Annotated in this window: 11 protein-coding genes; all 11 read right to left on the bottom strand. The window is 38.2% G+C overall.

Annotated features, from left to right (window positions below):
- Window positions 1–66: 66 nt before the first annotated feature.
- The gene (locus BV60_RS0103040; protein WP_029319412.1) at window positions 67–1155 is read right to left on the bottom strand and encodes a macro domain-containing protein; all 1089 of its coding nucleotides are present in this window, start codon (window positions 1153–1155) and stop codon (window positions 67–69) included.
- A gap of 19 nt (window positions 1156–1174) precedes the next feature.
- Window positions 1175–1738, bottom strand: a complete 564-nt coding sequence (locus BV60_RS0103035; protein ID WP_029319410.1) for an HNH endonuclease — start codon at window positions 1736–1738, stop codon at window positions 1175–1177.
- Complete coding sequence (locus BV60_RS0103030; RefSeq protein ID WP_029319408.1) at window positions 1738–2052, bottom strand: TIGR04076 family protein; 315 nt, start codon at window positions 2050–2052, stop codon at window positions 1738–1740. The genes BV60_RS0103035 and BV60_RS0103030 overlap by 1 nt, the downstream gene beginning before the upstream one ends.
- 725 nt (window positions 2053–2777) lie before the next feature.
- The gene (locus tag BV60_RS0103025; protein ID WP_156035933.1) at window positions 2778–3095 is read right to left on the bottom strand and encodes a hypothetical protein; all 318 of its coding nucleotides are present in this window, start codon (window positions 3093–3095) and stop codon (window positions 2778–2780) included.
- A 23-nt stretch (window positions 3096–3118) separates the two neighbouring features.
- The gene (locus BV60_RS0103020; RefSeq protein ID WP_029319404.1) at window positions 3119–3694 is read right to left on the bottom strand and encodes a hypothetical protein; all 576 of its coding nucleotides are present in this window, start codon (window positions 3692–3694) and stop codon (window positions 3119–3121) included.
- Window positions 3695–3945: 251 nt separating this feature from the next.
- On the bottom strand, window positions 3946–4221 hold the full coding sequence (locus BV60_RS0103015) for a hypothetical protein (RefSeq protein WP_029319402.1): 276 nt from the start codon (window positions 4219–4221) through the stop codon (window positions 3946–3948).
- A 13-nt stretch (window positions 4222–4234) separates the two neighbouring features.
- Complete coding sequence (locus BV60_RS0103010; protein ID WP_029319401.1) at window positions 4235–4618, bottom strand: DNA-directed RNA polymerase subunit alpha C-terminal domain-containing protein; 384 nt, start codon at window positions 4616–4618, stop codon at window positions 4235–4237.
- Window positions 4578–5057: an Lrp/AsnC family transcriptional regulator gene (locus BV60_RS0103005; RefSeq protein ID WP_051656481.1), complete on the bottom strand. Its 480-nt coding sequence runs from the start codon at window positions 5055–5057 to the stop codon at window positions 4578–4580. The genes BV60_RS0103010 and BV60_RS0103005 overlap by 41 nt, the downstream gene beginning before the upstream one ends.
- 209 nt (window positions 5058–5266) lie before the next feature.
- Window positions 5267–5815 (bottom strand): hypothetical protein, encoded by a 549-nt coding sequence (locus BV60_RS0103000; RefSeq protein ID WP_029319398.1) that lies wholly within the window; start codon window positions 5813–5815, stop codon window positions 5267–5269.
- Between the two features lie 43 nt (window positions 5816–5858).
- Window positions 5859–6911, bottom strand: a complete 1053-nt coding sequence (locus BV60_RS0102995) for a hypothetical protein (protein ID WP_029319397.1) — start codon at window positions 6909–6911, stop codon at window positions 5859–5861.
- A gap of 3 nt (window positions 6912–6914) precedes the next feature.
- Complete coding sequence (locus BV60_RS21610; protein WP_156035931.1) at window positions 6915–12479, bottom strand: hypothetical protein; 5565 nt, start codon at window positions 12477–12479, stop codon at window positions 6915–6917.
- Between the last annotated feature and the right edge of the window lies 1 nt (window position 12480).

The raw sequence follows: 12480 nt of genomic DNA, 5'->3' as shown, positions 1-12480 counted from the left end.
TATAGAAAAACGAAAAGGAGAAGTGGTCACTTGGCAGGTGACTTTTCACTTCTCCTAAAAAATCCTTTATTGTAGGGCTCCCAAACACTCTTGTTTGTTCTTAAACAGTGTCAGGTTTATCTCCATCATGTCATATATTCCATGGCTAATATAGTATCCGACTATCAGATCAAACTTGCTGCTTGGTGATAGGGCAATTCCGGCTCTTTGCAAAAGATCTGTCGTCTCATCCATAGAAAGTTCAAGCGCTATAGCAAATGCTACGGCCGTCTTCTTACTTGGCTTATAATGCTTCTTAGTCTTGATATCGGAAAATACCTTCTTCGTTATGTTGGCTTTCTTGTAAACCGATACATCATCCAATCCACTCTTATCAATCAGTTGGAATAACTTTTCCTGAAAACTCTCTGACGGAGACTCCAAAAGCTCATCCAGGCTCATACCTTCAGGATTGGCCATAGCCATCAGCTTCATTTCAGGCGCGCCATCTTCAAATTCATCTAAGGCTCCTGTGTTGGCGCAAGTCTCACATTCATCAACACTTCCTATCTCATCAAGATTATATCTTGCACGTAGTCTTACGTTCCTTACTCCTCTGTCGCCGTATTCTCGATGATAGCTGCGCTTCACATAGTACTCATCAATATAACCCTGAACATCAGAGTATACCTTACCGGATAATTTGAAAGCTTTTCTATCAAACACAACCAAGATAATAGACATCTCGTGTTCAAAAAGGAACTGCTGTATAACAGATGTCGCTATCTGAAGCGCCTTATCCTTAGGAAATCCATATACTCCGGTAGCAATAAGTGGAAAAGCAATACTATTGCAGCCATTCTCCAAGGCTAAATTCAAGGACTTCTCATAACAGCTTCTAAGCACATCGAACTCACCTTTATCGCCGCCTTCCCACCATGGGCCGCTGGCATGGATAATGTATTTCGCATTCAGATTAAATGCCGGAGTAATACCTACTTCACCAGGTTCAAGTCTTCCAATCTTTTTTCGTTCAGCAAGAAGCTCCTCTTCCCCTGCAGCTTTATATATGGCAGAATCAACGCCACCACCAACAGCCACTTCCGGATTAGCAGTGTTTACTATGGCGTCAGCTTTTACTTTTGTAATATCATTCCTGATAATTTGAAATGGCATTTAGTCCTCCACAAAACCATCACTCTATCGATTCGATAATTATCTTTTTAATTGTATCCGATGTTTCCTGACACACTTCCATCAATTCCAGAAGTTTCTTATGGTTATTCCAGTGTTTCTCCCAAAGATCTTTTCCTACGAGTTCTTCAAAATTAACCTTTTTAGGAATAAACCTCTTCTCATACTCCTCAAGCCTCTTTACCCGCTCTTCTATATTACTAATTCCGCGTGTCTTTGGAGAAAGGGATGCATCACTATTAATCCATTTTCTCCATTCTTTATTGCCCTTACTCTGATTACACTTACCGCATGCCGGAACCAAGTTATGTATTTCAGATATATATCCTGTTGGACTCTTATTAACAATTAGCGGATGAAAATGATCCCATTCAGTATAAGTATCACCACAATATGCGCAGCAGATAGTGTCCCTTGTCATTCCAAGTACATCAAGCGCCTTGTCTATCTCTTCATCACTTGGTTCAATCACAGGAATGATTCCGTTCACAAATGCATTCGTAATTGTTGATGTCCGCCCTATTATTTTCACAGGCGTTGGCATTCTAAAAACATTTTTCACCATTATTCACTATCCTCATCCATCGTTTCAATCAAAAAACTCACCGGCCTAAATCCGTCATTACAGGAAATCATCGCGGACTTAGGATTCTTCATCCAGCCATCATAGAAGTTTTCTCCGCCATGGGCTAAAGTCATTACAAAAGGCGAAACTGTCCCCCAGGCGCTTTCACAGAAACCTTCCGGTCTTTCCCATCCATTGCAGACAAAAGTCTGTCCAAGTTTCATGGAGCAGGCATGTTCTATTGGATTCTCATACTCAGCCATAAGATCCTCATATCGAGCTATCTTCTTAACAGTGATTCTCACTTTCTTCATAGCGACTCCTATCTAGTTAAAATTATCAACATCCCTCTAATATGTCCTTGTAAATCTGAACAATATTCTTTTCGATATTTACCTCACCATTCATATATCCAAAAGAAACGTTATCTTTCCTCAGAGCCGCCACATATCTGTAATAATCCTTATGGCTTATGAATCCAGTAAAGAAGTAAACTCTGTCATAGCTTCCAAATTCTCCAGCAATATAACGTGATGACTCGTTTATTTGTATGTAGCTCCAATCTGGGAATACCCCAACGAAATCAATACCATCTTCATATACTTTTAACTCCCCTAATTATATGCAAAAAAGGACTCTGGCGCTATATGAGTCGTCAGAGTCTATCTATGGTAAATCCCCATAATGTATCAGGGTTATTGTAGGGAGGAAGGCTACGAACATTTTGGCGTAGCCCTTATGTGTTATGAAAAAAGTGTGTGGGGTTCAAGAAGTGTTTTGTTCTTCTTGATGTATTCATGATATGATCCGAACCTTAAAACTCCCTTAAAGCTTTTTGAAGAAAATGTGCATTTTCCTAACGCTGCTCTGTTCTCATAATTTCAATAATTTAATCTGCTGTTTAGAAATATTTCAATTCAATCATGGTAAAATAGAACCACTCCATGTAGGAACGAGAGCCTCCTACATATCATAAGAAAACGAGGGGCGTCCATGGTCTTGGATACGCTCCTCGTTATGCGTTATGGGTTATTACAAATTAAAAATCATCTCCGAAATCGTCCCCAAAGTCATCATCGAAATCATCCGTATCATATCCGGCATCTTCAAGGGCTTCCCTACGTTCCTCTGGGCTCATGAACTCCAACTCGTCTTCAAGATCTTCGTCATCGCCCCAGTAGCGAGACTTGGAATCAATTCCTTCTGTCATCATTTCATACATCATATCGTCATGAACTCTTCTGCAGTTTTCCTCGAAAATGCTCATTTCTCCGTCGTGATCAAAGTCCCATCTTTCTTCACCGCCATCATATCTTTCCATTCCCATATGATGAAATTCATTAAAAGAGATACCCATATTTTCTTCCTTTCCGGCAATCATCAATAATTGTCATTCCAATAATCTTCAGCTGCATCATAAGCTTCATCTTCATCTTCGTAGTCATCTTCATAATCGTAGAACTCTTCGTATTTGTCATCAGCGAAGTCCTGTGCTGATTTATATTTATGTACGTCGTATGGATCATACGATTTCTTTGTTCCTGACTTTTTTGATGAACTCTTGCTTGTATATGATTTGCTTGATGATGTTGATTTTTTAGTAGTGTACCCACTACTCTTATTTGAAGACTTGGTAGTGCATGTCTTTTCAGCATGAGTGGAACAATACCTGGTTCCCTCTACTACCTTACTTGTGCATTTGCTATTACTACATGTATGCTTTGAGCAATAGCTACTGTCTTTAGTTGCATATCCCCAGCATCCACTTGCTGCACATGCTTTATATCCCTTTTCTCTTGCATATTGAGCAGCGTGTGTATCACAAAAAACTGTTCCGTTGGAAGTGTTCTCAGCATTGCAGCCATTGTATCCACATCTGTCATATGCCTTGGATTCTATGGTTCCTGTTCCTAATACTAACAATGCCACCATTATTGTAGCTATAATTCTTTTCATAATCGATACCTCCATTTCAGGCGAAAAGTGCTTTTTCCTGTTATAAGCTTACTGCCAAGTGCCTATGTAATACATGATTACTTCAGCGAAATCCTTGGAGTTATTTTGCTAAAACAGTACAAAACGTATTGCTTTCTTCTGATGATACTATCCTGCCATATAAGAAGTCCTATAATCCTCTCTAGATAGGCGCTCAGATGTTCTGATTCAGACCTATACGTATACCGTATACCTATGCTATACGTAATGTGCTAAACCTTGAAAACAAGTCCACATTTCTTTAAATTTCTAGCCATTATGGCACCAAGATTCTTCATGTGCGGAGTAATCGGAGATCCATCTCTTCTTTTTCCGCTGTTTACTAATTCTATAAATTCTTCTTCGGTTTTATCTTCAACTTCTTCCAAATCCTTGAATCCTGCGCATATAAGGTAATATCTATAATGAGGATGCATTGGCATTCCATCAAATGTACAGCAACTATTATCATCAACAAATCTGATTCTAGTTTTCTGTTCTTTATTCATACGCGCTGCCTCCTTATGATGTTTTTTTCCTTACAGCGTTCAACTCAACAACTTCCTTCACATATCCAGCTCTTTTTTCCTGTGGAAGTGAACTATACTGATATAAAAAGAGCTTCTCCATGATTTCTCTGCAACTCTTGGTGCCACAGTTTCTGATCTTACTAATCTCTGTTCCGGAAGCTATTGCCTCTGCCAGTTCTCCAATAGTGCTGTAACCAGCTCTTTTCAAACTGTTATAGGCTCTTACTCCCAACTCTAGTGACTCAATCGGCGTCTCACTCATCTGAGAATTCAAATATATCTTGAAAAAGAACTTGCCGCCCTTCTTCTCATGTACGCGATCCCCGGTTATCTGCTCAATTATCTGTGAAAGTGCCTGACTCTGATTTTCGCTCATATTCAATTCCTCCGTACACGTCCTTAATAACCTCTCGGACTGTGCGGGCATGATATTCTTCAATATCATTGATGCAAGCCTTTCTGATTATCTTGGCCATGTAGTTGATTTGCTCGGATGAATCAGATACAGCAACAAGGTGAATATGATACTCCTTCATAGTGGTAAAAATCTGTCTCACATAGACCGTTCTTGTTGCCACATACTCTAGCACTCTGTCAAAGCCGTCAGGTGTTGTGATAATATCAATCAGCATCGTGATCTCATCATCGCGCTTAATGTAGGTGTTGTACTGACGAATGATTCCCTCATCCTCAAGCTTTTTCACCCTCTTCTTGGCTGCCACTCTTGATATCTCAAGCTTATCTCCTAATTCCTGATAGCTCATACGAGCATTGCCTTTGATCAAATTCAAAATCTGCTTATCTTTCTCATCCATGTTTTTAGCTCCTTATCAGTAGTCGACTCTGATTACGCTGATTATATTCAGACACAAAAATTTACGCAATAGAAAAGGTTACGATTCGTAACTTTTCAGTTTCGTTTCGCAACCTTGTTATACCTCATTGCACCATCGTTGTCCGTTGTGTACCGTTGTGTACGCGTTGTTATACGTTGTCGTCGTTGTACAACTAGCATCCGTTCTATTTAATCTGAGAAATCATATAGATTTGTTGTTATTACCCTGTCCTTTGCATTGTAAGTAATTGGAAGCGTATCAAACAAATGCATACCTACCACTTCAAATTTGTACCCTTCACCATACGGAATTGTTCCACGGCACGTAGAACCTTTGCCTATCTGACTAGAACTTTTAGCTTTAAAAACCAGCGGCTTTTCAAAGAAAACATCTGTGCTAGAAGCAATCATTCTGCTGAACTCATCCCTGTTTGGATACATCTTATGAAGAAAAGACCTTAATTGATAAAAATCCCCATTCTTAATATCTGTAAAGGTAATATAATCATCTCCATATGTAGAAGTTCTACTCACGTAAAGAGTCACCTTATAGTATTTTTCATCGTGACTGAAAAACAAAGCATATACTGATAATTTCATCAAGTCATATTTTGTTTGATCATTTTCAAATGACATAAACTCATCTATAACGTGTGTAAGTGTAGTAGTCTTAAAGACTGTGACATCGTAGACTCTTTCCATATTTTGAAGTATAGATTTGTCAAATAATTCACTCATAATCAATCTCCCTTACATGAAAGATTAGGCCATATAGTGACGATCATAACAACTGTTTTATCTCTTCAAATGTCAGTGTTGCCAAATGTGATAGCTTATTTCTTGCTTCCTTAAACCTCTTTAGCTTTTCATATTCGTTCTGATTTAATACTAAACTTCCACTTCCAGCCATATAAATCAAAGTTCCCAATTCAACATCCTTAGGATCGCTATATATTTCTCCATAGGGCGCTTGAATCGGAAGTTGCCTAGAGATAGCATTTGCATGTCTTTGAACAAACTCTTCTCGATACTCCTCCAAATGCGGATATATTGTTTTTATCTGAGCCAACCATATTAAATGGTTTACCTCATCTTGAGCCATGTCATAAGAATACTCTGAGCCATCGCTCCTTGTCTTTGATTCTAATACAGTTTTAATATATGCATGCGGATCCTTTAAAAACTCCTTATATCCCATTACACACTCAGAACAAAGCTCAATATCATTTCCGGTCGTATTTATCGCAAGCTCAACAAGGTAGTTCTTTAGAAAAATATCTTCTTTTATTGAGGAAGATGCCAACACTGCAAAAGCCAACCTATCATACTCACCGATATAATCATCAAAAGAGTATACTTTAATGCCTTTCTTTACAGGCACTTGGCCTTCCTCAGCCCATTCTAAAATGAAAACAGCCCTATTGCTATTCTTTCCACGTTCCTTAATATACTCTGAGGCAAATGACAACCATTTCTCAAGACATTCTTCATCGTCAATCTCAATCCATAGATATCTGTCATGAAGGACTATATCTTCGCTCTCTGCAAAAAACTTTGAATATCCCTTTGATGGTCTATATTCTGCACGCTTCTCCTTTTTGCAAAACTCATTAAGAAGGTATTCTCCTGGATTTGTAACAGCAGGGACTTCTACAAACTTTTTTTCAGAGTTCTGAAGCTTTACAGCCTCTTTAACACTGTCTTCAAAACACTCTCGCCACGGCATACTTGATGAATACTTGAGGAGAACACTCTTCTCCTCAAGCAAACTTTTCTTTATTTCAGAAACATACTGGACTGCATTGGTAACTTGGTTCCACCAAATATTCATCATGGCTTATCCCTCCATATACTCAACAAGTTTGTCATCAACTTCCGAACTTGTTCCCATCATCTGGAAGAATGAATATCTGGTAAAGAGATAATGATCACTGTCGGTTCCTCTAAGGACGTTCAGTTCTTTAAGCTCTTCCATGAAAGCTGTTAGTTTATTATTATCCAAGTTGGCAATCTTGGCGATTTCAAGTTCTTTACCTACACTCTTAATATCCTCTACCGAATATCCGTCAACGCACTCTCTATTGTGATACATATATGCCATGAGAAGCGCAATCAGGTAATAATAGTTATCTTCATCCAGCTTAAGCGTAATAACAAACTTCTCCTTAATCTGCTCCATAAATTCAGGATCTGCAAGAACCTTCTTTATGTGTTCCTCACTGATTTCATAGATAGGTGTGTCAGCTTCTGTATATCCTGCATAGTCCTTGCTTCTCATTGAGGAAAGCAGTTTTGCACAATACATCTGAATCAAGCCGGGGAAATAGTTGGTAGAAGCAAGAATCAGTGTAATAAGGGATTCATTATCCTTAGGGAATTCTAATCCCAGATAATGGAGTGGCACCTCCATCAGTTCTCGTGCCTCATTAGTCTGGAATGGTTTTACTGTCATAGCCTCCAAATGAGTAAGAACACTATTATTTCCAAGGGCGGCATCTCTCTTAAATCTGACAATATTCCTTAATCCGGCTATAACAAATTTAAACCTGCCTTCACCTATACTCTGTATTTCTTTTAAAGCATCAAACGGTCTGTAGCTGATTGCCTCGCAGCTCTCGATAAAGGCATCTGCCTCATCAAGAAGTAGCAGCAGATATGGTATCCTGTTTTTATCACTTTGCAATCTTTTACGAATTGCACGTGATAATTCATCCCAATCTGTAGTTTCAATGTCCTGCTCTAATACACCTTCATCATATAGCGCATGGCCTATCTTTTTTGCAGCATCCTTATAGTCTAGGTATTTAACATCAATCAGAACAGCTCTATTTCCGTTTTCATCCTGATCAATATCAGATTTTGCCTTTTTCAACAAAGCAGATTTACCAAGCTGACGTCCACCATAAACTATGTTGGCACCTGTAGGAGACTCGATGCTCTCCAACTCATGTTTTCGTCCCATGAATATTTCAGGCGGCATAACATTTGAAGACTCCCAAACATATGGCTGGTAGTATCCAAACGGAACAATTAGTGACATCAGCATTCTGGTTGCTTTGGTCTCATCGTAATTCTTTACCATGTACATCATTACTGTACGGTCTATTACAACAAAAAGCTTATCTCCTAATTCTGACTTACTCTTTCTAGCCAAGATTCGTCTTTCAGGCTTATCAAGCGCAAAGTCTAGAAGGATCATTGTATGCTTAGCATTTCCAATCTGCTTCATAACATCAATAAGCGTCTGTGCTTCATACTTACCATTAAGGCAGACTACCCTGAAGCCATCTCTCGATGCCGCTGATCCAAATGCAGCAATGGGATGTGTATAGTTTTCTCTCTTACCACCTTTTGCTGCAATAGTCTTTACATTATAGTTTTCAAAACGTCCTATCGGAGACATCTGCTGTACAGAGCTATCATCTACATTAAAGCCGAAGCCTGATAACAATCCGAGCAATCTTTCCTTGCCAAGATTACTTCCTCCCGGAAGCCAGTTGTCTGCAAGACGACGACCTCCTCTTTCTCCTTTATTACGCGTTCTATAACTTACAAGTGTTGCAAAACTTGAATTTCCTGTTACAGGCTTATAATAATCAGAATAGTCTTCAAGGAAATCCTTTAAGAAATGCTCTTCAATAATATTTTCATAATCATCATCTACCTGTGATGCACGAGCAAGAAGATCCTCTGCAACAGTGTAATTCTGATTATTGATAGCAATCTGTATCTTAGTGATTTTCTTTTCTTTCTCTTCTGTAGACAATCCAGAAATCACAGTATCTTTGAATGCCTCAAGTTGTGCAAGCAAATCCTTTTCCCTTGACTTGGCCTGTCTCTTAATTTCTTCTAAATATGCGTTCATAACTTTGGCAAAGAAACCATAGTTCGAACTTACACATGCCCACTGATACCATACATCCACAATCTGAAGAATCTTCTCTTTTTTGTCCTCAGATGAATTGGAATTATCAATCTGGCCAGAAACATATGCCAACTCAAGATCTCCAATGAACTGCGTTTTCCTTAAATCAGCAGTTTCTTTCACATACTCTTCGCCATCATTTATATTCTGATTAAATCCATCAACTATGAGATCCGGCGCAGTTTCTCTAAGATACTGAATTATCAGCCTAGCGCTACCATAGTCATCTCCACCATCTTCCAAAATCTCCTTTAGTCGATTAACTGGTTCAACTGGCTTGGCTTTCGCAAACTCCAAAATACGATACTCTGGTTGCAGCTCTTTAATATCTGATAACCTAGTATCCAAATCCGGGCAGAAATTGTCATCCAGAAGAATATGATCCGTCATCAAAAAAGGTGCATAGAAAAATCTATGTTCATATTCCTCATATGTCCCATTTATGCAGCGTGACAATTCATCTAACGATGATCTTATTGCTTCAAGACCTGCAAGCTTATCCTCTTCAAAGGATTTGCTCTCAATATCCTTAGTGATAGCATTCATTGCATCTTCAATGTCTGCCAGAAGAGGCTTTCTGATTTTCTTGTATGCTATAGAACTACTATCCTCAGTCTGATCATTTGACATTTCAACGAGATTGCACCAGCGTATCATTATCTCGAGTGCCTTTGTTGTTACATTAACAATATTGCTTCTCAAATGGCTCATGAGATCAGCTCTGATTCGATACATCATCTTATCACCAGCCTTATCCCAATATTCCATTATAAAATCCCACAATAAGTCTGCATCAATATTGTTTTCAGATAGTGTATTTCCCTCTTTGATGAACTTTTCTTGAAGGAATTCAACAACAAGTGGCTGCAATTCCTTATCATTATCCACCACTATCTTAATGTTTTGACCAATCTCACTTCCTTTATCCAACAAAAGTTTCTTTGTCTCAAGGAAACGTCTCTGACTTGCCTTCTCTGACTTTTTGGCTATGATTGTGCTCTCATAGAACAATTTCGCATCTTGCTGAACTTTCTTAATCTCACCATCAAGCTGTGCAATACTCTTGGCATGATAGTCTGCATAATAGTCCATTCCTCTGTTCTGTTCATCTTTAAACTCAACCAATTTATATAAGACACTACTCAGAGCAGGGTATTCATCTATTACTTCATATGCCTTGATTGCATCATAAACCCCTTTGATATTATAGTCGTAGCGAACCTGGTTAGAGAAAAATGTCCTCATTCCGATAGCAGTCATAAGAGACTCGGAGAAATAGTTATGGACATCCGGAACCATGTCAAAGACAGTATTTGCAGAATAAACGCAATGTCTCATAGGGTCATTAAAAGCAAATGCCAGTAATTCATATAAATAGTTATATTTAGAATTCTTATTAGCAATTGACTTTGCATAGGCTGTTGTGCAGTAATACTTTCTGTTCAATATGAATCTATAAACTATCTTCTCTGCATTGTCTGAATCCTTACTATCATCATTTTCAACAGATAATACTTCGGATTTTATTTCAGAAGGCTTCTTTACTTCATCGTCTGCACTAATCACTTCCTCAGGTGCAGTATCATGTTTTTCAACATCTGACTCTTCTGTTAAATCGTCTGAATCATTCTCTTCCTCTTGATTCTTTACAATATTCCATAATTTCTCAGCACTTATTTCCTCATTTGTAGAGAAAATTTTAAAGACGTCCTCATCTGCTCCATAAATATATACAGCAGAATCATCTAGTCCATTTATATGCTGATCTGATACAATCTTCGCAATTGAACGGCCTTTTTCTACATTCGCTGCAGCAAATATTATTCGAGACACTTCCATTCCTTGGCCGGCAAATTCTTTTATTGCTTCCAAAACCAAATCACATTCACTATATTCAGTCCAGAATGCTCCAACAATAATATTGCATTTTGCCTTTAAATTAGCATCATATGACATATAGGCGAATGATTCAGTGAATACCCTGTTTTGAGCCGAAAATGATTTGATATCATTCTCATAGTACCCGTCATTATCATGCATATACAGTTTTAACATCGCGACTCTTGCAGCTGCACTCGATGCTCGATCTTCAATTGGCTCTCCAAACTCCTCTACACGATGCTGCCTGATTTCGACAAATTTGCTAGCTTCTTTGTAAGTAAGAGCCTTTTCTAATCGCATTGTTGAACAGTAAAAGTCACCAACCGGATTGAGTTTATATTTTCGCAAATAGCCCTTACGTAAAAGGAACTCCATGCTCGCCTCAGCAATATTCTCAGGAATATTAAATCTCTTTTCCATTAATTCAGTAGATATATATGGAAATTTATCAACCATCTGAATGATGCTCTTAAGGGCTTTGACATTACCCTTTCTTAAATCACCAGTAAATACACTTGCTGATAATTTCTTCGATTCAGCATCGCTCTTATCACAAGACAATAATCCGAAATCTTTTTCTTCAAGCGCTATTCCTTCATTTTTCGCAGCCAAAGTAAACGCAGATTCTACCTTTTGTTCTTCTGCGATGTCATCTTTCTTGTGCTCTATCTCTTCACTAACCACTTCATCAATCTCAGTTGATTCGACTGTAGCAACATCTATTGAATCATCTTTTCCAGAGTCTTCAGAGGCTTGTTGAATAGCAGATGTATCCTTCACTTCCTTTGCTAAATCTTGCTCATCACTCTGCTCATCTTCATTATCATCGACATTATCCGGTATAAAATAACTCTTTCCTGATAATCCACGGGTAATCCTTGATGGATAGCTATAATGCTCCTCAAGTGAATCGAGAATATCAGTTCCCTCGTCAGTATTTAAATCCTCATACTCCAAAGCTTTCATGAACAGCTGTGGACCAGCTATTTCTTCGCTTATCTCATCAACAGAATTAACTTCTCCAGAATTGATCCTTTCCAGTAATGCTTCTGCATCTTTCTGAAATGGCTCCAAAGCCAGAGCAAGCTTAGATACAAGTGACTGAACAGAAATATATCTCTTCAATTGTTTTTTTACATCATTGAGCTGACTCTTTAGAACTGCAGATTTACTATTCTTTAGTGCTTCACAATAGTCATAAAAAGAACTGTTACTATCAGGTAATTCTTCATCATCCAGTTCTTTCTCGGCAAATTCACATACAGTCTCATATTTTTCGCACAAGCGATCGATTATTTCATCAAACTCCTGGCGTTCTATTGTACTTGGAACTTTTCCTTCGGAAATCAAGGCAAGCATACTTTCAAGCTTGCTCTTTGAATTTTCTGCCAATCTGTTAAACTCTGCCAAAAAAGCCTCAACATTAAGAACACCACCATCTTTTATATCAATCCTTTCCTCAACATCAGGAAGTTTTTCTATTTGGTGGGTTAAATTGACACAATCATTCTCTGATAATAGCTCTTTATTTGCTAATTTTTCCTTGATAGCTACTACATCCTCTTTTATATTGTCATACTGTGTTTTCTTAGCCATA

Origin of the sequence: Butyrivibrio sp. AE3004 (genome assembly GCF_000703165.1) — a bacterium.
Lineage (GTDB): Bacteria > Bacillota > Clostridia > Lachnospirales > Lachnospiraceae > Butyrivibrio.
This window is presented reverse-complemented; position numbering and strand designations above follow the sequence as displayed.

Bases quoted from the DNA above. Each gene is read 5' to 3' on its own strand.
- BV60_RS0103040 (WP_029319412.1), bottom strand. From the start codon at position 1,155: ATGCCATTTCAAATTATCAGGAATGATATTACAAAAGTAAAAGCTGAC.
- BV60_RS0103035 (WP_029319410.1), bottom strand. From the start codon at position 1,738: ATGGTGAAAAATGTTTTTAGAATGCCAACGCCTGTGAAAATAATAGGG.
- BV60_RS0103030 (WP_029319408.1), bottom strand. From the start codon at position 2,052: ATGAAGAAAGTGAGAATCACTGTTAAGAAGATAGCTCGATATGAGGAT.
- BV60_RS0103025 (WP_156035933.1), bottom strand. From the start codon at position 3,095: ATGGGTATCTCTTTTAATGAATTTCATCATATGGGAATGGAAAGATAT.
- BV60_RS0103020 (WP_029319404.1), bottom strand. From the start codon at position 3,694: ATGAAAAGAATTATAGCTACAATAATGGTGGCATTGTTAGTATTAGGA.
- BV60_RS0103015 (WP_029319402.1), bottom strand. From the start codon at position 4,221: ATGAATAAAGAACAGAAAACTAGAATCAGATTTGTTGATGATAATAGT.
- BV60_RS0103010 (WP_029319401.1), bottom strand. From the start codon at position 4,618: ATGAGCGAAAATCAGAGTCAGGCACTTTCACAGATAATTGAGCAGATA.
- BV60_RS0103005 (WP_051656481.1), bottom strand. From the start codon at position 5,057: ATGGATGAGAAAGATAAGCAGATTTTGAATTTGATCAAAGGCAATGCT.
- BV60_RS0103000 (WP_029319398.1), bottom strand. From the start codon at position 5,815: ATGAGTGAATTATTTGACAAATCTATACTTCAAAATATGGAAAGAGTC.
- BV60_RS0102995 (WP_029319397.1), bottom strand. From the start codon at position 6,911: ATGATGAATATTTGGTGGAACCAAGTTACCAATGCAGTCCAGTATGTT.
- BV60_RS21610 (WP_156035931.1), bottom strand. From the start codon at position 12,479: ATGGCTAAGAAAACACAGTATGACAATATAAAAGAGGATGTAGTAGCT.